We start from the raw sequence: 21,645 nt of genomic DNA on the forward strand, positions 1-21,645 counted from the left end.
GGAGGACCGTGCGAGGCGCCACTGACAAGCTCGGTCCCAGCGACGCCAGCTGGCCCGCCGGTTGTCAGTGCCGCGCCATAAGGTTCGGACATGGCCCAAAGGAGTCGAGACGACTGCCTGAGCCACAACCCGAGCGTGGCACACGGCGCACGACCGAGGGTTGGGGAGAGCGCCCGCATCCGCCACGGCGCCGTCGGCCCGGAATGAGCCATGCGTCAGGCACGCTGCCGTACCCGCCAAAGGCGGCGAGCACCACACGACGGGGCCACAGGGCCACGTCAACCCCTGCGCTTGGACACAGCCCACCAGAGCGGTGATCCCCGCGGTCGGCAGGTGATGCCGGTAGGCGTTCGTTCTGTGATCACTGCGCGCTCATGGTGGCGTCTGACCGCCACCGCTCGCGGACGCAAGCCGCCTGACGCCCCTCGATCGACTGTTGTGAGCGGACCCAGCCGAGGCGGACCATGTGGTCGAAGTCGGCTTTACCGAACGCCGGAGTGGCAGGATTGAGGCCGACCTGCGTGTTCGCGTGGCGGCCGTGTCCGGATCGAAGGATGGCGTGGGCCGGACGCCGGAAACGGCCGCGAGCCGGACCGGCGAGACACCGGCCCGGCCACCCACGGCAGTCTCGGGGTCGGGAACATGAGCTGTCCGCGGCGATCGTGACGCATGCCTTCTGGGGCGAGGTTGCCGGGCCGGAGCGTGCATAAGCCCGCAGCAAGCTCAAGCACGCTATCGAGAGCAGCGGATCCGTGGCGTAGGGCAGCGACGGCGGGCTGCTGCGGTCCGTGCGGAGCTTGCTGGTGGGCTGGGCATCGTAGCCAATGAGGTGCCTTTAGGGGGGGCCGTTGAGACAGGATGGCGGCAGCGATCACGAAGGGGGAGCGGCGTGCGGCTGCCGATCGACGCGGAGCTGGACATGTACGAGCAGGCGTTCGCCGCCGTCCAGTTCGCGTACGGGTTTCGTCCGGTGGTTCCTGTCGACTGGCCGGATGCCCCAGCTGTGGTGCCCCGACCCGCCCTGCATCTCAGCGACGACGACATCGGAGACGGCTGGACGGACCTGATCCTGCTCCGCGGGTGGCGACGCTTCCCGGCCTGCAAAACGGCGAGCCTGCCACTCCGGTATCCGAGACCGATAACGCCGCGGTCGACGTGCTTCCTCTGGACTTCGGCCCTCGAGCGCTGGACGGTGAAGCCCGATGCCGCGGACACGGCTGGCGCTGCAGGTCCGATGGCAGATTGTCACCTGCGGCCCCGCACGGCGCGGATCACGTCTGCGACAGCCCTGAGGACTGTCGCCCGGTCCGGCGAGGCCGTGTCTTTCATCGCGATGACGACGATAAGCACAGCCGCGGTGGCCCCGACCAGCATGCAGAGCACGGGTACCAACGCCCAGGCAATGGCGTCCATAGCAGTTCCTCCGTCCGTGCCGCCGTCCGACGAACGGCACGAGGGCCATCCCACAAGAGCATTCGGAAACGGCGAAGTCGTACCGGACCGAGCGGACGACGTCGGCAAAGGGCCAGGGCACGCACATATCCAGTCTCGTTTAGGGCGGATCCGCCGGATCCGGAAGGAGCGGGGAGGAACGCAGTGAGCAAGGAAGGGGAGATCAGCGCGGGGCGGCATGCGCTGCGCAAGGCGCTGCGGGAACTGGAAGTGACGGCGCTTGAGGGCAGAAGCCGCACGGAGGCGATCGACGAGGCAAACGTATGGCTCCAGCAGGCTGGGCTGGCGCGACTCCGGCCTACCACGGTGGGTGGCTGGTTCGAAAAGGGCAGCCCGGCGCAGGACTTCGTGTTCCTGTGGGCGCTGGTCCGGGTGCTTCTGGAGTGGTCTGGCTACCCTTCGGCCGGCACCCTCACCGGCTCTTCCCGTGGAGAGGCAGCAGCACGGTGGCGGAGCACCGAGAGACTGTGGAAGAGCCTCTGGGAGCAGGCCAAAGCCACCCAGCCCCGCGCCGTTGCAGCAGCTAGCACACCGTTGATGACGGCGTACCTGAAGGCAGCGCGCGCCTCTGCAAGACAGCACCCCTATCCGGGTGTTCTGGGCCCTGCGGGTCTGCCGGCGCTATCCGATGTCTACGTGCGCCAGAAGGCCCGTAGCCCGGCAAAGGACAATCCGGACAGCCCTAGCCCGGACGACGCCACTACCCCTGAGAACCAGCCTGGCCCCGTCGTGCCCGCTACCGAGGTCTTCGGGGAAGACCATGAAATATGCCTACTGCTGGGCGGACCCGGCGGCGGCAAGTCCACGCTGCTTCGCTCTCACTTGGCCGACTCCGCCGACGAATGGTTGGACAACAGGACCGGCAAGACCATCCCCGTCATGGTGAACGCGTCCGCCCTGACCGGCACAGACCTGCTGCCCACCGTCCTCGCCAGAACCATAACCGCCAACCTGCGACAGGCCGGGCTCCTCGTTGAACTGACAGCCGACTTCTTCCGGGACCCGCCACAAGCCAAGGTGCCCTGGCTGGTTCTGGTCGATGGCCTCGACGAAATCCCCGACGCCGATACCCGCAACGCTGTACTGACGACGCTCGCCAACGCGGCCGGGACGGGGCACCGATTCGTAGTTGCGACCCGCCCCCTGCCCGCAACAGAACTCGGCACCCTGGGCCCGAACGTGCCGCACTACGAGCTACAGCCCTTCTCCCACAGCGACGTGCGTACCTATGCCATGCACTGGTTCCGGCCCCTGGACGACCCGGGCCACCACTCCGAGGCATTCATGGCCGGGCTTGGCCGCAGGCGCCTCTCTGCGCGAGGGCGGGAGGCCATCGCCCCGGAGCTGGCCAGGCACGTCGCGGCCGTCGGCTACGACCCCGACGCGGGCCGGCTCACCGTGTGCCCGGAGTCGTCGGCCCAGGCGACGAAGTTGTGGACGGGGTTGAGAACTGACCGTTGACCGCCACGCAGCCTGGACTCCCGACGGTGGCGGTCTCACAGCACAGGATCTTGTTGTTGCTGGTTCAACGACGGACTGAACCCTTCTCGGTAATGTCTCGTGACGTTTGTGATCTTCCTTCAGGCGGTGCGGCCGTGTTCGAGTTGGAGCAGGACGAGGGCGGCGCGGGCGATCCGGGTGATGACCGCAGGGTCGAGGCTGACCCGGCGCAGGGCCTTGAAGGTGACCTTCAGCAGGGCGTTGGCGCGCTCGGCGACGGCGTGGACGCCCCGGATCACGGCGTTGAACGCCTTGTCGGGCTCGGCGAGTTCACCGCCCTTGGGCTTCTTCACCGGGTGGCGGAAGCCCTCTGCGGCGCTCTCGTAGCCGAGGTCGGTAAGGGTGGGGGTGCCCAGGGTTTCGGCGAGTCGGTTCATGGTGCCGACCAGGCCGTGGGCGCGGGCGCAGGTGGTGCCGTGCTCGCGGCCGGCCTGGGTGCTGGACCGTGGATCCCCCGTCGCGGTCGAGCACCCAGCTTTCGAGGGGGTCGCCGAGTTCCTGTCGGCCCGACCGATCATGTGGGGTGCCCGAAAGGGATTCAGAAACCCCTATACATAGACGCCACCGCCTCGATGTCTCCGGGGCTCAGTCCATTACGCTGGCCTATCACGGCTCCTTGCGCGGGGTCGACGGTTGTGATGGTTTCCAGGGTCGTGTCCCTCACTGTGTGCAGGATCTGGCCGGGCTTAAAAGAGCCGGGGCCTGGCGCGGGCACGCGGACTGGAATTCCACTGTGAGCCGAATGCAGGCCTCCATTGAATGCGGCAAGCGCAGGCCCCGTCCACGTCTGGTTGTTGTCGCGTCGGTGTTTCTGACCCCAAGATCTCCCGTCGAAGAGGGAATGCCAGACTTTTGGAATAATGCTGTATGCGAGATGCAGCTCTGGGCCGAGTACGCCCAACGCTGGTCCGAACATACTCTTTTGGTCGGGGATGCGAACGGCGCGTGTCCAACCTCCGCTGGCGGTCCACTGTGAATGCCACAAGTCGAATGACTGCTGGCCGCGGTGGACCATGTGCAGGGCATTGTCGAAGGCCGCAAGAGCGGGCGTGGTCCGGCTTCCTTGACCGGAGATGCGCTTGGCGGGTTCCCAACCGCTCCTGGCCGTCCACCGCGAATGCCACAGCTGGGTGTACCGCGGGTCGCGGAAGACCATGTGCAGGGCATTGTTGAAGGCTGCGAGAGCGGGCGTGGTCCGGCTTCCTTGGCCGGGGATGCGCTTGGCTGTCGTCCAGCCATTCCTGGCCGTCCACTGCGAATGCCACAAATCGCTCGATAGAAGAGGACTGGAGCTGACGCGGACCATGTGCAGGGCATTGTCGAAGGCAGCGAGAGCGGGCCTGGCGCCGCTCAGTTGGCCCCGAATGAGATCAGTGTCCCAACCAGCGCTGGCGGTCCACTGCGAATGCCACAAGCGGCTCGGAAGGATGCCGCCCAGAGAAGGGATGGCGCCTCCGTGGACAATATGCAGGGTATTATTGAAATCCGTGAGAGCGGGCCTTGTGAAGCTGAACTGCCTGGGGACCGGCACTGCGTAACGCCATTCAACACAGAAAGCGCGAGGCCCATAGTGCATGATCGAGCCGTAGTCATAGGCGCCGACTTCGATGCCGTGCTCGCCCATCTTGGTGAAGTTGTACCGCTTGTTGTCAATGACGTTGTCAGTCCAGACCGTGACGAATGAGTCGCGGTCGTCGCGCTGATGCTCGTGCCATAGCCCCACCGCGTGGCCGATCTCGTGCTCCAACGATCCTGGGTTCATGGATGGATCGCAAAATACCTTCTGTCGCCCCGTTTGCATGCCCACCCGGCTGCTGCAAGTCGTCGACTCGTCTCCCTGCACGAACTCGATATAGGAAGTTTCATCGGTGCGTGGGCGAAAGGTGAGAACCGTGTTATTCTCCCATTCGGCCACAGCGTCTTTAATCGCCGTGTGATCACTGTTTGGAGGTGTCCCGAAATCGTCCTCGTTGATGGCGAAGGGAATGACGCGATACGGCCATCGCCATCGACTACCAGTCCGCACATATCCCATGGCGCCTCCAATGCTCAAGTTCATTAACATGCAATGAGCGAGCCGCCCGCACTCGGGTGACGTCCATTCGGCGATAATCAACCCCGCGACGAGGTCAGTCGGGGAGGAACGGGCTCCAAGCAATCGGCCCGTGCGGTATTTTTCGATGGTATCAGCGCGATACGTGCCTCGCCACGCGAGAAGCGTTTCATGAGGTGGCGGTGAAAGCCTGTGACACCCGGGGGCAGGGCGCGAGCGTTCTGGGGTGACGAGACATCACGGTCGTGACAGTTTGGGATGATGCCGGTTTCACGGGTTTGGTGAAACGGGACACGGCTCCGGATGATCAAGGTGTCTGAAGCTGTTGATCACAACCGAAGCCGCGTCTGCATGCCATCCTCCCTGATCTCCACCGTCACCCGCCACCACGACCACATGCCGGGCTATCTGCCCGACGACGCCCGGGGCAGCCAGCGGAAGGCGTCGAGGCGGGCCTCACGCTCGCTCGACCAGCCCTTTCGCCCCTTCAACGTCTCTCTTTTGAAGGTCGCGTTGAACGATTCCGCGGCGGCGTTGTCCGCGCTCTGCCGACTGCGCTCATGCTCTGCCGGACGCCGACCCGGCGGCAGGCGTCGGCGAAGGCCCGGCTCGTGTACTGGGCCCCGTGATCGGTGTGCATCACGGCTCCGGCGAGGCTGCCGCGAGTCCGCTCGGCCGCCGCCAGGGCGTCGGTGACGAGCTCGGTGCGCATGTGGTCGGCGATCGCCCACCCGGCCAGACGTCGGGAACAGAGATCGATGACGGTCGCGAGGTAGCAGAACCTCCCGCTGCCGACGCTCAGGTAGGTGATGTCGCCGACGTACCTCGTGTTCGGAGTCTCGGCGGTGAAGTCCCGGCCGATCAGGTCCGGCGCCTTCGCCGCGGCCGGGTCCGGGACGGTGGTGCGGTGCCGGCGCCGCAGGCGCACACCCTCAAGGCCGATGGCCCGCATGATCCGGGCGACACGCTTGTGATTGACCGCCCGACCGCCCTCGTCGCGGAGCTCGGCGGTGACTCTCGGGGCTCCGTAGGTGCCGTCGGAGTCGCGGTGGACCTTGCGTATCCGGGCCGCGAGCCGCTCGTCGGCGGCCTGCCGGGCCGCGCGGTCCGGGGCGGTGCGGCGCCAGTAGTAGAAGCTCGAGCGGGCGATGCCCAGGATGTCGCAGAGCCGCTTGACGCCGAACCGGCGCTGGTGATCCTCAACGAACTGGCGGCGGTTCACCAGCGCGTCTCTCCCGCGAAATACCGGGCTGCCTTACGGAGGATGTCCCGCTCCTCCTCCAGCTCGCGGATCCTCTTCCTCGCGGCGGCCAGCTCCGCCTGAACCCCGTCACCGTCAGGCCGCGGCGCCGCCGCAGGTGTGGAGTGAGCACCGGACCGGCGTCCGTCAGCGGCCCGGATCCAGTTCCGCAGCGTCTCGGTGTTCACTCCGAGGTCGGTGGCGACAGATTTGATCGTCGCTCCTGGACGGGAGCGGTACAACGCGACCGCGTCAGCCTTGAACTCGGCGGGGTAGTGCTTCATCCCCACAGGGACTCCGTTCTCTTGGACCATCAAGATCCAAGTCTCTCCGGTGTCCAAGATCCGGGGTCAGGGCCCATGAGCTGAGATGAAGGGCGGCCTTTGATGCAGGGTGACAGGCGGCGGATTCAGACGGAGGTGCTCGGCGGAGCGGACTCGGATAAGCCGTTGATGCTACCGATGGAAGCGATCGAGCTGGATGCATTCCGCCGTGTCCACGCGGACGACCCCTTTTGGTGCGGGACTCTGCTCGGCGGTTGCGGCGGCCAGTTGGTGGATGGGCCGCTGTGCAGCTCCGCTCGGACGGTCCCCGGGTGGCTCACACCGTGCCCGTGAGCGGTAGCGGCGGTATGTCACCGGTGCGGTCCGGAGCCCCAATCCAGGCAGCCAGCAGGACAGGGTCAGGCGCCTTGCCGGTGGCCTCGGTGACCTGCGCGTAGAGCGCCCTGACGACCTCCGGGCGGTGTGTGATCGCCCGTCCGGCGGCCGTCCGGACGCCGTCCTCGGCGGGTGGGGAGATCAGTGTCTCCATCGCCGGTCTCATCGCGGCCTCACTCGCCGGTGCCACCATCGTCGGGGTCGCCCTGCGCCCACTGCGCAAGGTCGCCGCCACAGCCACCAGAGCCTCGGAACTCCCGTTGCACACCGGCGAGGTCAATCTCGACGTGAGGGTCCCGGAGTCAGAGTGCGACCCGCGCACCGAGGTCGGCCAGGTCGGAGCCGCGCTGAACCGGATGCTGAACCACGTACACGACGCCCTGCATGCGCGTCAACAGAGCGAGATGCGGGTTAGGCAGTTCGTCGCGGACGCCAGCCACGAGTTGCGTACCCCCCTAACTTCCATCCGCGGGTATGCCGAACTCATCCATAGAGGAAAAGAGCCCCTTGGGCCGGACACACTACATGCGCTGGGCCGCATCGGATCCGAAGCCGGGCGCATGACCCTCCTCGTCGAAGACTTGCTGCTTCTTGCGCGCCTCGACACCGGACGACCGCTGGAGTGCGAGCAGATCGACCTCGTCCCTCTGGTCATCGACACCGTCAGCGACGCCCGCGCAGCTGGCCCAAGCCACACCTGGCGACTCGACCTGCCCGACGAACCGGCCCTCGTTTCGGCGGACGTCGCCAGGCTTCAGCAGGTACTGGTGAACCTGCTCGGCAACGCCCGCACCCATACCCTGCCCGGTACGACAGTCACCGCACGCGTGCGGCGTAGCGGCCCATGGATGTGTGTGGACGTCGAGGACGACGGGCCGGGCATCCCATCCAATCTGCTGCCGCACATCTTCGAACGCTTCGCACGCGGCGACTCCGCGCGCTCGCGCGCCACCGGCTCAACCGGCCGGGACTCGCCATCGTGCAGGCCGTAGCAACGGCACACGGCGGAGGCGTAACTGTCGACAGCGAGCCCGGCCGGACCGTCTTCACTCTCCATCTACCAGCACCCACTTCGCAGACGGTCGTGCCGCGTCGTAGCGGAGGAACGGGCTGCGCAGTGCCATGAGATTGCGTCACCGGCGGATACGGAGGTGATGACGGCGGGCGGTGACCAGGGCGCGCCATCGTTGGCGGGGCACTGGTTCGCCGTCGATCCACTGGGCGTTGGGCGCGTGCGGCAGAGGCCGGCCTGTCATGAAGTAGGCGATGTCCATGTAGTAGGCGTACTCACCGCGAAGCGGCCGCGAAGGCGGAGCTGACCCGCCTGGAGGGACTGCGGGCGCTGCCGGGTGGCGCGCCCCGGCTGCTGCCGGCCGTCTCACCGACCGGCTGGCGGAGACCGGCGGTGAGGCCTGGTCCAGCGCCCGTATCTGATCCGGCGGGGCCTGGTGCAGCGTCACCCGTGCACGCTCCGGCGGTGCGATGACGAGATTCCGTTGGACACCTGCGGCGAGTGCGAGATGTGCGGCAACGCGCTCCACATCCGGCGTGCCCGGCGGTTGAAGATCGCAGCGCAGGTCGACGGGGAGCTCCCTGGCCTGAGTGAGAGCGAGCGGCGCCGGGTCCTCGAGGAGCGGCTGCGCGAGCAGGTGGCCATTGAGGCGGAGGAGTCTCGCCACCACCCGCGCTCGCGCCGAGCAACTTGATTATCGCGCGGAGCAGATCGGGACTCGCCGCGGCGAGGTTCTCCTCGGCAAGGGCATGCGGGGGCAGACTGTCCGGTGCGGTCATCGTGCTGATCTCCTTCGAGCTTCGACATCTCGAAGATCAGCCGGTGGCCGTTCTCATATCCGGACCCTCACTCCGACGCCGGGCCAAACACCCGGATCAGGTGGGAGTCCGTACACCACTTCTCAGGACGCAACCCCGAGACGTACGCCGCCGTGATGGCGATTCTTGAAAACGGCCGGGGCCGCTCTTCTCCTCGTTTGGTTGGTCCCTGAAGTGACTGGGGAGGGTGGGGAGCGGAGAGCAGGTCTTGATCACCGACGGATAGGCTCAGGCCATGACCAGTGACTGGCGGATGGACCGGATCGGGGCTGCTCTGCGGGGCGAGAATCCGACTGTGTTGCGGCAACTTGAGTCCGGCTTCGCGGTGATCGGCGACGTTCAGTTCCTGCCCGGGTACTCAGTTCTCCTCGCGGACGAGCCGGGTGTTCAACGGCTGTCTGACCTGCCCAAGGCGAAGCGGCTGTCGTTTCTGTCCGACATGGACCGACTCGGGGAAGCAGTTGAGCGGGCCTGCCGGCGGCTGGACCCCGAGTTCCGCCGGGTCAACCTGGAGATCCTCGGCAACACAGACCCGTTCTTGCATGCCCATGTCTGGCCGCGGTTCGAGTGGGAGCCGTCCGAGCTGGTGGGCAAGCCGGTGTGGCTGTATCCGCCTGAGCGGTGGAGTGACGAGCGGTTCAAGCTCGGCCCGCAGCACGATGCGCTGCGGGCTGCGATCGGCAGTGAACTGGACCAGCTGATGGCCTGACGGTGTGGGCCCGCCGACCGTCAGGTCGGCGGGCCCGTTGATCAGTGACGGTCGGCGGGCCCGTTGATCAGTGACGGTCGGCGGGCGTCATGGAGTCCTTCGCAGCGGAACGATGTCGGGGATGGCCGTGGGGACAGAAGGGCGGGCGGCTTCCGGGGTCGCCAGCAGCGCGACGATGGTGACCGGCTGCTGGCAGTGCGGACAGTTTCGGGTCGCGGTCGGCTCCAACGGGTCGCGTTCCTGGGTTGGTTGGCGTGATGAGGCTCGGCTGAACGGTTTGGGCTGTGGTGGCGACTCTGGCAGTGGGGACGGTGCTGGTGTCTCGCCGAGCCGACGTGCCCGGTCTTCGTCCCGGGCCTGGTCGCGTCTGCGTTCGGCGTCTTTGCGGCAGGCTGGTGAACAGTAGATCTGGCGGACAGTCCTGAGGGCCTCGAAGGGGCCCTCGCAGACGGGACAGGTGCGTTTCTCCTGGGCGTCCTCGCTGGTGCGGGAGTGATCCGGCACTCGTGCGAGCAGTAGATCCGGCGTTGGCCGGCCGTGGTGGTGAATTCGGTCTGGCAGGCCGGGCAGGTCTGCTGGACGGGTTTGCTCTGGCGGTTGGTCTCTTTGCAGGTGGGTGAGCAGAAGACCTGGCGGCTGGTGGCGGTGGCGACGGTGAAGACGGTCTCGCAGACCGGGCAGCGGCGGGCCATCTCGGATGTGACCTCGGTGGTGTCGGGGGCGTTGTCAGGAGACACGGGCGTTCACCCCGGCTCGGATGGTCTCGGCCTGGTTCTGGTGTCCGCGCAGCCGGTAGGAGGGGCCGTCGATGCCGGCGACCGCGGCCCGGTGCAGGAGCCGGTCGAGCATCGCGGCGGCGACCGTGGCGTCGCCGAAGGCGCCGGCCCAGTCGGCGATCCCGACGTTCGTCGTCAAGATCGTCGAGGATTTCAGATACCGCTGGTTGATCACCTGGAACAGGGCCGATGCCCCGTCCTCGGGCAGGGGCAGGTAGCCCAGTTCGTCGATGACCAGGAGTTTCGGTCCGGCGAAGAAGTTCATGCAGGTCTTCCACGGCCTTCGAGGGCGGCCTTGGGCTCCAGGGCCGCGGTCAGTGACATCCGTTCGGTGCAGGCCTGGTCCAGGACCCGGTTCAACGCCTCGGCGGCATCGTTGAGTTTGAGGTAACACAGGTGGCCTCGCAGCTGCTGGAAGCGGCGTGCTTCGCTGATCTGCATGGGCGACGTACTCACTCCGGGTTCTCCTCCTTCGTCGGTGGGGGAACACTCCGCAGCCGGTCGGCCACGGCGGCATAGTGGGACAGGTCGATCACGACCCGCTCGGCCGGATTGCCGGCCACGGTCTGCCCGCGCAGACGCTCGGCCTCCGCCAGAGCGGCCTCCGACAGCGGCTTGCGGACCTTGTTCTTGCACGGGGCCCGGTCGGAGAACGACGCCGCACCGCTCGTTCCAGCGCGATGACGTGGCCGTCGTCACGGACGGTCTGCCCGGCGCCGCGCGGGGCCCGGCGGTGCTGGGCGATCACTGCCCGCCCCGCTGTGGCGATCCGCAAGTCGCCCTCGCCGAGGCGGTGCAGCACCTTGACCTGGACACCGGGCAGTCCCGGCGGCACGGAGTAGAAGTTGCCGTCGAACTGCACCAGACTCTGCGGGCTGACTGTCCGCTCGACCTCAAGCTCGGCAGGGAAGGGCCGCACCGGGATGTCCAGCAAAGGCTCGCTCGCAGCGAGTTCGGCGACGGTGGTGACCACGCCGTCGATGCGGCGGCGCCGCTCGTCCATCCGGACGGCGAGTTTGTCGACGCCGGACTGGGCCTGGACGACGGTCAGCCCGTCGGCAACCGTGCGCCACCAGCGTTGCGCAGCCGAGTGGTTCGCCTTCTCCACCACGCCCTTGCGGTTGCCGCGGTGGGGCGGGCAGATATCCACCCCGGCCCCGTAATACTTCGCGACCGCGGCGAACGCTGCGGTCATCTGCCCGCTGGAGGGGTAGCAGATGGCACTGGACGCAGTGCCGGGAGCACGGCGCGGACATGGTCGCCGTCAGGCAGGCCCTCAAGCACGCCCCGGGCGCTGTTCCCGCCCCCGCGACGGGCCCGGCCGCCCTGGAGCGCCCGGACGTCGACGCAGCCGCCTGATAGTTCCTGGCGCGGGCGTCCCTGTCCAACCGGGCCCCAGAACGGCTAGGGGGTACAGGGCGGCCCATACGAGGGCTCGCCTCCGCCCGGGAGGGGCCGGACATGGCTCGCCCAGTGATCAACTCCAGCGCGCTCACGGACGACGTCGTCCGCTTCCGCGCGGCCGCGCCCGATGGCGCCGTCGGTACTGTCCTCGTCGACGGCTGCCGCGAGCGCGTCGTCCTGCTGGGCTGCCCGGTGGTCGATGAGCGCGGCACTGCCTACGCCGCTGAGTTCATCGACGTCTACCTGTAGCCGGACCATCCGGCGGCCCTGTCAGCCCCTGGCAGGGCCGTGCCGGGGCATCTCCCCCTGGCGGCCCTGGTCGACGCTCGTGGACGGCTCAGAGCCGCTTTCACGAGCCACCCGCAACCCGGGCTGCGGCCACTGGTACGTGAGGATGCTGATCCTTGTGTCCCCGTACAGGTCGACCTCGACCTGGTAGCGGAACGTGCCGTCAGCCCAGTCCTGCCGCGCCAGGACCGGCGAGTGCCGCCACTTCCTGCCCGACATCACCCTTGACCAGGCGGTCGTTCCTCGGCCAGGTCCGCCTTGGGCTGTGCCCCGTGCTCCGGGCGCCACGGGCGGGCCTGGACGGCGTCCGGGATCGTGCTCATGCCCTCGACTGTAAGCGACCTGCCTGCCCAGGATTACCCCCCCGAACTGGAGATGATCATGCGGTGCTACCCCATGCGCTGTCCATGCGCCGAGGGGGCTACGAGCAGCCCCTCGTCGACATCGAGATTGAGACGCTGCCCCTGGAATGGTCGGCTGCGCTGTTCGAGTCGTACGCGGCGGACCACGCGGAGGCGATGAGCCGGTACCACGACACCGCGCCCGAGGCCGTTGCCGCCGCGCGCTACTCGGACACAGCCCACGCCCTCGCCGAGCGCATCGAGCGGGGAGGACACGACGTAAGGCGTGGCCGGCCAGCACGATCCGTGGTCTCATCCCTGCGTCCGGAAGGCCACGCCGTGAAGACCAACTGCGAGGCAGGCCGCCCGCACAGCCCAGCTCGCCGGTTCGCCGAGCTGCGCCCGCACGCCGACGACACCCCGGCGCCGCCGGCTGGTCCGCCCACGATCTGCCTGTGGCGCGGCCGCCCGAGGAACGCCTGTCAGCGAGCACGTCCCGCCCGGCCGCGTTGAGCATGGCCTGCCCTGTCCGTGCAGCGTTGCGGGGCTCAGCGGCGCGGGGCCGGCAGCTGGCCAGGCTTCACGTCGACTCTTTCGATGTCGGTGGCCCCGGCCTTGTCCAGTTCGTCCCGCCGTCGGCCGGCGGAGACCTTGTCGTAGGCGACGGCGGAGGCGCGGGGGGTGCCGTCGGGGTCGGTCCAGGTGAAGCTGTAGCTGCGCATGGTGATCGTCATAACGCCATCATCGCTGGTGGCACTGACATTGATAGTGATACTCGGGTTCCGGTGGCCGTGACTCAGGCACTGACTGACGTCCTGCTGGGTTGTCTTCGCGTTGGTCTGTCCGGCCGCCGGGGCCTGTTCTCATGGCTCCGGCCGGGCGGAACATGACCTGATAGGAGCTTGGTCAGAAGCCCCTTCAATGTCCTGTCTGCGCCACCCGGCCGGTGCCCACCTCCGGCAAGGAAGGCACCATCAGCATGACATCGGCGGCGGCACCAGACGAAGCGGACCAGGAAGTGTTCGGCGGGGTCGACTCCCATGCCGACACCCTCCACGTCGCGGTCATCAGCGACAACGGCGGCCACCTCGCCGATGCCGAGTTCGCCACCACCGCCGCCGGATACGCCGCGGCCCTGGCCTTCCTGAACGCACACGGCCACGTGATCGCCATCGGCGTGGAAGGAACGTCCTCCTACGGAGCCGGCTTCAACCGGGCCGCCCGCTCGGCGGGACTGCACGTCGTGGAGGTCAACCGGCCCGACCGGGCCGAACGCCGCCGCATCGGCAAGTCCGACCCCATCGACGCTACGCCGCCGCCCGCGCCGCCCTGTCCGGCCGGGCCTCCAGCGCCCCCAAGGACGACACCGTCGCCGGCATACGCGCGCTGCACAACGCCGCCCGCTCGGCCGTCAAGGCCCGCACCGCCGCCCTGAACCAGATCGGCAGCATCCTCATCACCGCTCCCGAGGCCGTCCGGGCCAAGTACGGCCGGCTGAAAGGAACGGACCGCACCGACGCCCTGGCCCGGCTGCGGCCGACCGGTGACGCGGTCCAGACTGCGGTCCTCACCGCGCTCAAGAGCCTCGCCCGGCGCGTCAAAGAGCTGACCGCCGAGCACCAGGCCCTGGTCAAGGCCCTGGACAGTGTGGTGAGCGTCCACAACCCCGGCCTGCGAGCCGCCCACGGAGTCGGTCCCGACACCGCGGCCCAGCTGCTGGTCACCGCCGGAGGCAACCCCGAACGCATGCGGCGAAGCTTCCTTCGCCGCTCTGTGCGGAGTCGCACCGGTCCCCGCCTCCAGCGGTCGGACCAACCGTCACCGCCTCTCCCGCGGCGGTGACCGGGCGGCCAACGCCGCCCTCTACCGCATCGCCCTGGTCCGTATGTCCAGCGACTCCCGCACCCGCGAGTACGTGGCACGGCACACCGCCGCCGGCCGGACAAAGAGAGAGATCATCCGGCTCCTGAAACGGGCCATCGCCCGGGAGATGTTCCGCTGCCTGACCACCGCAATCGCCGTTCCCGGCATCGCCGACCTGAGGCCCTTGCGTCAGTCCAAGAACCTCACCCTCACCGCCGCAGCAGGCCACCTCGGAGTCTGGCCGGCCACCATCTCCACCCTCGAACGCGGGATCCGCCGCGACGACGCCCTCGCCCACGCCTACCGCAACTGGCTTCAAGCCGCTTGACAAGCAATAGGAGCATCAACAGCCCTGGGGTGCGACCGGCGCCCGTCCGGCATACACCGGGACTGTGCTGCCTCCTCCCATCCAGCCGATGCTCGCCGAGGCCCGCGCCGAGCTCCCGCCCGAGCGGACGCTGCCGGGCGGGCTGGCCTCCCTCAACGGGAGTGGGGAGTCCCGATTCCCACGGCTTCTTGCCAGCTGTTTTGCGGAGGCGCCGCACCCTTCAACGCGTGGCGCCAGTGCGAGGCAGGAGCAGGACCACTGTCACACCGACCGCCGCAAAGACGGCGCCGAGCGCGAACACGACGGTGAAGGCACCCTCGCTCGGCAGAGCCGAGCCGGTGACCGAGTGCCCGCTGAGGATCGCGATGGCGGCCTGGGTCCCGATGACACCGCCTACTGTGCGAACGACGGTGTTGAGGCCGTTGGCGGTGGCTATCGCATGGCCTGGGGCGAAACGGACCACGAGTGACGGCAGTGCCGCGAAGCTGAAGGCGGCGCCCCCTCCCAGCAGTACGGAATCGGCGAGCACCTGCAGCGGGGTGGCATGCCAGAGTGCCAGCGCGAGGCTGCCTGCGAGGACGAGCAGCAGCCCTCCGAGCAAGGGGGCTCGGTGACCGAACGCCCGCTCCAGCGCCGGTACGAGCGGCGCCATCAGGACTTGGAGGAGCGCGGAGGGAAGCATGAGCAGGCCGGCGGCGGTGACGGTGAAGCCGAACCCTTGCACAGCTCCCTCGGTCCCGTCTGCCGGTAGTTGGGCGAGCATGGGCACAAGGAGGAAGAAGATCAGGGCTGCGGCATAGAAGAGCGCCGCGGCGCAGTGGGTCAGCAGCATCGGCCGGTCGAGGAAGACGCGCGGTTCGAGCAGCGGGTGCGACGTGCGCTTCTCAGCCACAGCCAGCGCAGCCAGGAGAACGGCAGCGGCGAGGAAGAGGCCGAGCACGGGGGTGGACAGCCATCCGGCGTGCGAGCCTTGGGTGATCGCGAGGAGCAGGGCCACCAGGCCGAGTGAGAGCAGGATGGTGCCCAGTACGTCCTGGGGTTCGTCTCGGCGTGCCATGTCGTCGGGGATCCACCGGGCGACCAGCAGGAAGGCGACCGCGATGACGCCGGCGAGCACGGCGAACATCCACCTCCATGACGCATGGTCGACCAGGAGGCCGCCGACGACGAAGCCCAGCCCGGTGCCCGCGCCGATCATCGCCGACACGATCCCGAGGCCTCGGCCGATCCGCTGCGGGGGAAGCAGGGCGCTGACGATACCGAATGACAGGGGAAGTGCGGCCGCGCCGGCTCCCTGCGCGGTGCGAGCCAGCAGCAGGAGGGGGAAGTTCCAGGCGACGGCGGCCAGCAGGGTGCCGGCGCCGAAGACGGCGAGTGAGGCGAGGAGGGTGCGGCGCTTGCCGCGCCGGTCACCGAAGCGGGCGAGCACGGGAGTCAGTACGGCGCCGGACAGCAGGTAGAGGGTGAACACCCACGCGGCCCAGTCGCCGCTCACCTCGAAGTCCCGCTGGAACGTGGGCAGAGCAGGAGCGACGAGGGTCTGGAGCAGCCCGTAGGCCAGTACCGCCACCGAGAGTGCGGCGATCACACGGCCCGGTGGTGGGCCGGTGTCCGGGGGGCCGTTCCCGGCCGCGGCGGAGGTAAGGGCGGTGGTTCGGTCTTCCTGGGACATGACGACCTCTGGTGTGGGGGCGGGCGACCGGCACGACGTCACCGCACCGATGGGAACTCGGCACGGTGACGGCGGCGGCTCCGTGAGCGGGAGGGCGGGCGACCCGCCTAACGGGCCGCCTGGGGGTTACTGGCTCGCGGGGGCGAGTTGGTCCAGTGTCTGTACGCGCTGGGCGATCTCCCAGTGGCCGTTCACCTTGCGGAACTTGTCGGTGTAGGTGCCGGTGGCGTAGACGGCGTGTTCCTTCTCGGTCTCCGCGACCCAGTACCAGGAGCGGGCGGTGGCGGTCGTGCCGTTGACCTCGATCATGGCGGGGCCGGTCATGTGCCGCTTGCCCTTGGTGAAGCCCTTCTCGGCCAGGTCGGTGAACATGGCCTTGATCTTGCTGCGGCCGTCGGCAGAGCCGAACGGGCTCCGGTAGCTGGCGTCCTTGGTGTACAGGTTCGCGTAGGCGTCGGCGTCCTTGAGGTCGATATACATCTGGTGACGGTCTATCACCTCGCGGATGGCGAGCCTGTCGTTGGTGGTGTCACTCTCCGTGGCGGTGGCGTTCCCACCCAGCAGCACGCCCGCAGCCACAGCACCCGCCAGCACACCGATGACAGGTGTCGTCGCCCTACGGATGGTCTTCATGGCGGCTCCTTACAACCCAGTGTTGGTCAATCTTTTGATAGTAATAATAATTACTATCTTGATCATATTCCAGTCCGGGGTGCGGCGTCTAGTACCGGAGGAGCAAGGGCTGGTCAGTTCGAAGCCGCGGGACGAACCCCTCGCTCGCGGGCGACACGCTCGCGGACGGCGGGCACCACTTCTTCGGCGAACCGCGGCAGTTGGGTGTCTACGGGACCTCTGGGGAAGAAGACAAAGGTGTCCATACCGTCTTCGACGACGAGGCCTGTCAGCTCCTCCACCCACTGCTCGACAGGCCCGACGAGAAAGCCCTCGCCCGGACCGTCGGTGATCAGGCCGTTGACGTTGTACAAGCGGCGGACGCCCTCCGGTCGACGGCCGGCCGACCTGGCGGCGTCGTCGATCCGGGCATGAGCCTCCGGCAGCCGGGGCGGCGGCAGGAAGGGTGACGAGGGCACCCAGCCGTCCGCCAGCCGTCCGGTCAGTTCGAGGGAACGCGGCCCGAGGGCACCGAGCCAGATGCCCATGTCATGGGCGGGGAGCGGACCCGGGTGAGCGCCCCGCAGAGAATAGAACCGTCCCTCGTAGCGCACCGATCGCTGCCCGCTCCAGAGCAGCCTGACGACCGCGATCGCTTCTTCGAGCGCCGCTACCGCCTCACCAGCGGTACGCCGCTCGCCGCCGTACGCCTCCACCGCCTCCCACGCGCCACCCGCCCCCCAGCCCGAGCTCGAACCGGCCACCGCTGATGACATCCAGGGTGGCGGCCGACTTGGCGATCAGCGGGGGATGCCGCAGGTGCAGGTTCGACACATCAGGGAAGAAGCGGATCCGCTCGGTCCGAGCGACCAGACTGCCGAGCAGCGTCCACGTGTCCAGGAACCTTCCCTGATACGGATGATCCTGGATACCCACGAGGTCGAGCCCCAGCCGCTCGGCCAGCAGGACCGAGCGCAGCACCTCTTCATACCGCCCGGGTTCGGTGGAGTACCCGAACTCCACCGGCCTGCCGTAGTCCACCATGACGTCTTCATCTCCGGCGCCGGGCCACCACCCGGCAGCTGGGTTTGCCTCCCGCAGGCCCTGACGACGGAACTCCGGCCACCTCCGCACAGTGACTCCAGGACCGGCCCCCGGACCCACGGATTTTCGGTCAGAATCAGTGACTACCAAGAGAGATCAGAAAGATGTTCGTCGACCGGTGCGACCAGGGGTTCACGGCCGGCACACGGCGCAAGGACAGGGGCGGCCCCGGCCGGTGTGATCGGACTCGCGCCATCGGAAGATCACTCACCGCACCGTCCGCGCGACGGCAGGCCTGACCAGCCCCTCTGTGCCCAGTACTATTACAAATAGTGACAGTCAATAACGGTGACGAGGGGTGTGCTGTGGTGCGGCGCAGTGAACGGAAGCTCAAGGATCCGGATCTCGGGATTCTGTCCACGCGGCTGCTCTTCTCGATCCAGAAGGAACTCTTCGAGACGCTGGCCGAGCAGGGGCACCCCGAGCTACGGCCACAGCACGGCGCCGTGCTGGGCTTTCTCGACGAGGAAGGCACCCGGGCGACGGACCTGTCACGGCAGTCGGGCACTCATAAACAGGTCATCGGCAACCTGGTCGACGAACTGGAGGCCCTGGAGTACGTGGAACGCCGGCCCGACCCTCGGGACCGGCGGGCCAAGCTGATCGTCCCGACCCGCAGGGGCTTGGACCAGATGGAGAAGTCGGACGCGATCATGGCCGCCATCGAGAAGCGGCATGCGCAGGCCATTGGCGAACGGAAGTACGCGGCGTTCAAGGGCGCCTTCCAGGAGATCACCGCCCAGCAGCTGGCCCAGTTCGACGAGGCCGCAGCCAGCAGGCGGGAGCCGCGCAAGGGCACCGGCCGCTGATCACTCATAGCGGGACCACTTTGAAGGCGACCGCCAGCGGCACTCCCGCGCGGCGTCCAGCGTCAGCGGCCTGACGGCGCAGGAACTGCTTGGGGTCGAAGCCTCCCGCAAGGTTGCCGAGGTACGCCTCGTGCGCGGCCAAGGACTCCACTCCCCGGTCGAGATGCGCCGTGACGTCGACGAAGTGCTCGGCCTCCGGCGACGAACCGAACATGGCACAGCGAACGCCGGACCACGGCTGGAGTCCTTCGTCGAGCAGTTCGGGGAGCACCCACCGGTTCGCCGCGTCGCGGGCCGCGTCGATCAGCGCCGAACCCACGGCGCGGTGGTCGGCGTGGTTGAGCGCACCGTTGTCGAAGAACTCCCGGAAGTTGAGCGAGATGATCACGTCGGGGCGGTGGCGTCGGATGGCGCGGGCGAGGTCGCGGCGCAACGCGATGCCGTATTCGACCGTGCCGTCGGGGTGGTTCAGGAACTCGACCTGGTCCACCCCGACGAGCCTGGCGGCAGCGATCTGCTCGGCCGAGCGCACCGCCGCGGTGCGCCCAGGAGGCATCGACTCGATTCCGGCCTCACCCCGGGTGACCAGCAGATCGACCACCGTCGTGCCTTCAGCGGTCCACCCGGCGATCGCCGACGAGGCCCCGAACTCCAGGTCGTCCGGGTGCGCCACCACCGCAAGCCCGCGGCGCCAGTCCTCCGGCACGGGATGCCGCAACACCCGACCAATAGTCAAGCTAGTGACAGTCACGATCCTTACTATAACCCATTCGCTCGAGCTGGCGGTCCTGACCCTCAGAGGCCGGGAACGATCAGGACGCGCCCTCCGGCGCCACCGCTCTCGGCGGCTTCATGAGCGGCGGCGATGTCCTCCAGCGGGAAGCGGTGAGCGATGGGGTGGACCAGATCGCCCGCGGCCGCCGCTGCGCTCAGCTCCGCGGCCGCGGTCCTCTTGGCCTCTGCGGGGAAGTCGTCGCTACTCAGGAAGTGCACGGTGACGTTGGAGAACCCCAGCTGCCAGAAGGGGATGGCCGGGCGTGCCTCGTCGGTGGCGTAGGCGGCGATCACCCCACCCACGGCGAGCATCTCCAGATCGGTGTCTGCATGGGCCCCGAACGCCACCTCGAGTACCCGGTCGACCCCGCGACCCGTGGTCAACTCTTTCACCCGGGCGGGCAGCATGCCGTCCGCCAGGAGCCCATGGTCCGCGCCGGGCACCGGGCCCGGCCGCCGGACGGTGGCGATCACCTGCGCCCCGCCGCGCCGGGCCAGGGCAACCGCCGAGCGGCCGACCGCACCCGTGGCACCCGTGATGAGCACCCAGCGTCCCGCAGCGGACCGTCCATGAACAGGGCTCGGTGCGCGGTCAGCCCGGAGATCCCAAGACAGGCCCCCTGCTCGAAGGAGGCGTCGTCGGGGAGGTGCACCGCCTTCTCGGCAGGCGCGGTCACATAGTCGGCGGCCGTACCGAAAGGCCGGTACGACTGTGCGTCATAGCACCACACGCATTCCCCCACCCGGGCGGCGGGAACGCCCTGACCCACGGCGTCGACGACCCCGGCGCCGTCCGAGTGCGGGATCACCCGAGGCCAGGCCATGCCGTAGCCGATCCAGTCCTGCCTCTTGATCACGTCCCCGTGATGGATATCCGAGGCATGCACACGGATCCGCACCTCGCCGGGACCGGGCTGCGGATCCTCCATTTCGCCGACCCGCAACACCTCGGACGCCGGACCGGACGACTCGTACCACGCTGCGCGCACGGCGCTCAGTCCTCCGCGGTCTTGAGCATGTCCGGCAGCCGACGCACCACTGCCTGCCAGCACGGGTGGTCGGGGTCGATGACGTCGAAGTGGTCTGCACCCGGGACCTCGACGTACTCCACATGGTCGCCCAGTTCCCGGGCAGCAGTGACATACGTTCGGCCCTGAGCAGGGGGAACCCCTGTGTCGCCGCTCCCGTGGACGACAAGCTGAGGTACACCGAGGGGCAGGCGTTCGAGGGGTGAGGCCAGCGCGTAGCGGTCGGGCACGTCGTCCGCGCGGCCGCCGAGCAGTGCGGCCGTCGCTCCGTGCGGCGTCAGCCTCGCCAGGGCCGGCGCGAGTTCCGGCCTGGCCGGTGCGGGCGCCTTCGCCGGAGGCGGTACCGATGGGTCGCCGAAGCGGGCCCCCAGCTCGTCGGCATCCGCGGCCCGCAGATCCAGCACTCCTGACAGCGACACCGCGGCAGCGAGCGGTACGCCCCGGCCACCGCTGCCCGGCGCTCCGCCAGGCAGTCCGGGCCGGGACGCGAGCCACAGGGCGAGCTGGCCGCCTGCGGAGTGCCCGATCGCCGCGACACGGTCCAGGTCCAGCCCGCCCCGGGCCAAGTCGGCCGCGGCCTGCCCGCCGGGCAGGTCCCCCGCCGCGAGACCGGCCAGGGTGTCGACGGCAGCGGCGGCGTCCTCCAACGTTCCGGGCCATCCGCCGCCGTTCTCTCCGATGCCCCGGTAGTCGATGTTCCAGACGGCATAGCCGCGGGCCACCAGATCGTGTGCCAGCGGTACCAGTTGGCTGCGGTCGAGCATCGCGGTCCAGAACCCGCCGTGGATGAGCACCACTACGGGGTGGGCTTGTTCGCCGGGCGGAAGATACAGGTCGCCGGCCTGGGACGGCCCGGACCCGTACTGCGCGGCCACGACGGCCCCGTTCCGGGCGGTCACCGCGGCTGGGCCGTCGCGTCGAGGAGCGCGCCCCGCTCCGAGCTGAGCAGCTCGCTGATCGGTGCGAAGAACGCCTGGATGGCGGGAAGGTTGCCGCCCTTGTCCTTGGACGCGTCCAGGTCTTCGGCCGTGTCCCACCACACGACGTCCAGCCACTGCTCGTCGTCGATGCGCACCAACTGGGCGCCGAGGAATCCGTGCCGGTCCGTGCGGAATGCCTCGAGCATCCCCGGCCGCGCGTCGAGAAGTTCCTGGGCCCGGTCGGCCGGGACCCGGAAGCGGGTGAGTTCTACGGTGGTCATGA

The 21,645-nt window shown here is 68.5% G+C and carries 21 protein-coding genes and 4 pseudogenes; 8 read left to right on the plus strand and 17 right to left on the minus strand.

The annotated features are described in order from the left end of the window. Window positions 1-1,245 precede the first annotated feature (1,245 nt). Complete coding sequence (locus tag AB0L21_RS23470; protein WP_365710442.1) at window positions 1,246-1,413, minus strand: hypothetical protein; 168 nt, start codon at window positions 1,411-1,413, stop codon at window positions 1,246-1,248. Between the two features lie 183 nt (window positions 1,414-1,596). Between AB0L21_RS23470 and AB0L21_RS23475 the strand changes: the two genes are divergently transcribed. After that, on the plus strand, window positions 1,597-2,913 hold the full coding sequence (locus AB0L21_RS23475) for an NACHT domain-containing protein (protein ID WP_365786157.1): 1,317 nt from the start codon (window positions 1,597-1,599) through the stop codon (window positions 2,911-2,913). 119 nt (window positions 2,914-3,032) lie between these two features. On the opposite strand, the pseudogene AB0L21_RS23480 reads toward AB0L21_RS23475, so the two are convergent. The 3 genes and pseudogenes from AB0L21_RS23480 to AB0L21_RS23490 form a co-directional block, all read right to left on the minus strand. Continuing rightward, window positions 3,033-3,386 (minus strand): annotated as a pseudogene (locus tag AB0L21_RS23480) (transposase family protein); the annotation flags it as partial. Window positions 3,387-3,490: 104 nt separating this feature from the next. Then, the gene (locus AB0L21_RS23485) at window positions 3,491-4,987 is read right to left on the minus strand and encodes a M12 family metallopeptidase (RefSeq protein ID WP_365786159.1); all 1,497 of its coding nucleotides are present in this window, start codon (window positions 4,985-4,987) and stop codon (window positions 3,491-3,493) included. Between the two features lie 425 nt (window positions 4,988-5,412). Further along, window positions 5,413-6,535: pseudogene (locus tag AB0L21_RS23490) on the minus strand (IS3 family transposase); the annotation flags it as partial. Between the two features lie 506 nt (window positions 6,536-7,041). Here AB0L21_RS23490 and AB0L21_RS23495 point away from each other — a divergent pair. Both AB0L21_RS23495 and AB0L21_RS23500 read left to right on the plus strand, forming a co-directional pair. Then, window positions 7,042-8,030, plus strand: a pseudogene (locus AB0L21_RS23495) (HAMP domain-containing sensor histidine kinase); the annotation flags it as partial. Between the two features lie 939 nt (window positions 8,031-8,969). Beyond that, the gene (locus AB0L21_RS23500) at window positions 8,970-9,443 is read left to right on the plus strand and encodes a diadenosine tetraphosphate hydrolase (protein WP_365710450.1); all 474 of its coding nucleotides are present in this window, start codon (window positions 8,970-8,972) and stop codon (window positions 9,441-9,443) included. Window positions 9,444-10,169: 726 nt separating this feature from the next. Here the strand turns inward: AB0L21_RS23500 and AB0L21_RS23505 are convergent. The 3 genes from AB0L21_RS23505 to AB0L21_RS23515 form a co-directional block, all read right to left on the minus strand. After that, entirely contained in the window at window positions 10,170-10,484 is a 315-nt protein-coding gene (locus AB0L21_RS23505) for an ATP-binding protein (protein WP_365710452.1), read from the minus strand. Further along, on the minus strand, window positions 10,481-10,675 hold the full coding sequence (locus tag AB0L21_RS23510; RefSeq protein WP_365786161.1) for a hypothetical protein: 195 nt from the start codon (window positions 10,673-10,675) through the stop codon (window positions 10,481-10,483). Before AB0L21_RS23510 ends, AB0L21_RS23505 begins: the two co-directional genes overlap by 4 nt. 76 nt (window positions 10,676-10,751) lie before the next feature. Then, window positions 10,752-11,414 carry a hypothetical protein gene (locus tag AB0L21_RS23515; protein ID WP_365710456.1) on the minus strand — a complete coding sequence of 221 codons (663 nt, stop codon included), beginning with the start codon at window positions 11,412-11,414 and terminating at the stop codon, window positions 10,752-10,754. A 266-nt stretch (window positions 11,415-11,680) separates the two neighbouring features. On the opposite strand from AB0L21_RS23515, the gene AB0L21_RS23520 reads away from it, so the two are divergent. Together AB0L21_RS23520 and AB0L21_RS23525 are read left to right on the plus strand one after the other, a co-directional pair. Beyond that, window positions 11,681-11,872: a hypothetical protein gene (locus AB0L21_RS23520; protein WP_365710458.1), complete on the plus strand. Its 192-nt coding sequence runs from the start codon at window positions 11,681-11,683 to the stop codon at window positions 11,870-11,872. 425 nt (window positions 11,873-12,297) lie between these two features. After that, on the plus strand, window positions 12,298-12,765 hold the full coding sequence (locus AB0L21_RS23525; protein ID WP_365786163.1) for a hypothetical protein: 468 nt from the start codon (window positions 12,298-12,300) through the stop codon (window positions 12,763-12,765). A gap of 35 nt (window positions 12,766-12,800) precedes the next feature. Here AB0L21_RS23525 and AB0L21_RS23530 read toward each other — a convergent pair whose 3' ends face one another. Further along, window positions 12,801-12,986: a hypothetical protein gene (locus AB0L21_RS23530; protein WP_365786164.1), complete on the minus strand. Its 186-nt coding sequence runs from the start codon at window positions 12,984-12,986 to the stop codon at window positions 12,801-12,803. A gap of 245 nt (window positions 12,987-13,231) precedes the next feature. On the opposite strand from AB0L21_RS23530, the gene AB0L21_RS23535 reads away from it, so the two are divergent. Together AB0L21_RS23535 and AB0L21_RS23540 are read left to right on the plus strand one after the other, a co-directional pair. Then, window positions 13,232-13,687: a transposase gene (locus AB0L21_RS23535; RefSeq protein WP_365710462.1), complete on the plus strand. Its 456-nt coding sequence runs from the start codon at window positions 13,232-13,234 to the stop codon at window positions 13,685-13,687. A 333-nt stretch (window positions 13,688-14,020) separates the two neighbouring features. Next, a pseudogene (locus AB0L21_RS23540) lies at window positions 14,021-14,443 on the plus strand (transposase); the annotation flags it as partial. A gap of 220 nt (window positions 14,444-14,663) precedes the next feature. Here AB0L21_RS23540 and AB0L21_RS23545 read toward each other — a convergent pair. The 4 genes from AB0L21_RS23545 to AB0L21_RS23560 all read right to left on the minus strand — a co-directional run bounded on the left by AB0L21_RS23545 (window position 14,664) and on the right by AB0L21_RS23560 (window position 17,771). Continuing rightward, entirely contained in the window at window positions 14,664-16,115 is a 1,452-nt protein-coding gene (locus tag AB0L21_RS23545) for an MFS transporter (RefSeq protein WP_365710466.1), read from the minus strand. Window positions 16,116-16,241: 126 nt separating this feature from the next. Further along, window positions 16,242-16,748: a nuclear transport factor 2 family protein gene (locus AB0L21_RS23550; RefSeq protein WP_365710468.1), complete on the minus strand. Its 507-nt coding sequence runs from the start codon at window positions 16,746-16,748 to the stop codon at window positions 16,242-16,244. 113 nt (window positions 16,749-16,861) lie between these two features. Continuing rightward, window positions 16,862-17,443 carry an LLM class flavin-dependent oxidoreductase gene (locus tag AB0L21_RS23555; RefSeq protein WP_365786166.1) on the minus strand — a complete coding sequence of 194 codons (582 nt, stop codon included), beginning with the start codon at window positions 17,441-17,443 and terminating at the stop codon, window positions 16,862-16,864. After that, on the minus strand, window positions 17,406-17,771 hold the full coding sequence (locus AB0L21_RS23560) for an LLM class flavin-dependent oxidoreductase (protein WP_365786168.1): 366 nt from the start codon (window positions 17,769-17,771) through the stop codon (window positions 17,406-17,408). The genes AB0L21_RS23555 and AB0L21_RS23560 overlap by 38 nt, the downstream gene beginning before the upstream one ends. A gap of 332 nt (window positions 17,772-18,103) precedes the next feature. Between AB0L21_RS23560 and AB0L21_RS23565 the strand changes: the two genes are divergently transcribed. Next, window positions 18,104-18,640: a helix-turn-helix domain-containing protein gene (locus tag AB0L21_RS23565; RefSeq protein WP_365786170.1), complete on the plus strand. Its 537-nt coding sequence runs from the start codon at window positions 18,104-18,106 to the stop codon at window positions 18,638-18,640. A 4-nt stretch (window positions 18,641-18,644) separates the two neighbouring features. Here the strand turns inward: AB0L21_RS23565 and AB0L21_RS23570 are convergent, their stop codons facing one another. The 5 genes from AB0L21_RS23570 to AB0L21_RS23590 form a co-directional block, all read right to left on the minus strand. Next, window positions 18,645-19,391 carry a PIG-L deacetylase family protein gene (locus AB0L21_RS23570; protein ID WP_365786172.1) on the minus strand — a complete coding sequence of 249 codons (747 nt, stop codon included), beginning with the start codon at window positions 19,389-19,391 and terminating at the stop codon, window positions 18,645-18,647. Window positions 19,392-19,435: 44 nt separating this feature from the next. Then, on the minus strand, window positions 19,436-19,888 hold the full coding sequence (locus tag AB0L21_RS23575) for a zinc-binding dehydrogenase (protein ID WP_365786174.1): 453 nt from the start codon (window positions 19,886-19,888) through the stop codon (window positions 19,436-19,438). Next, window positions 19,885-20,271: a hypothetical protein gene (locus AB0L21_RS23580; protein ID WP_365786176.1), complete on the minus strand. Its 387-nt coding sequence runs from the start codon at window positions 20,269-20,271 to the stop codon at window positions 19,885-19,887. Before AB0L21_RS23580 ends, AB0L21_RS23575 begins: the two co-directional genes overlap by 4 nt. A gap of 137 nt (window positions 20,272-20,408) precedes the next feature. After that, a complete protein-coding gene (locus tag AB0L21_RS23585) occupies window positions 20,409-21,317 on the minus strand; it encodes an alpha/beta hydrolase (protein ID WP_365710480.1) in 909 nt (302 codons plus the stop codon). Between the two features lie 20 nt (window positions 21,318-21,337). After that, complete coding sequence (locus AB0L21_RS23590) at window positions 21,338-21,643, minus strand: antibiotic biosynthesis monooxygenase (RefSeq protein ID WP_365710482.1); 306 nt, start codon at window positions 21,641-21,643, stop codon at window positions 21,338-21,340. Window positions 21,644-21,645 lie beyond the last annotated feature (2 nt).

The organism is Streptomyces sp. NPDC052721 (assembly GCF_040678315.1).
Classification (GTDB): domain Bacteria; phylum Actinomycetota; class Actinomycetes; order Streptomycetales; family Streptomycetaceae; genus Streptomyces.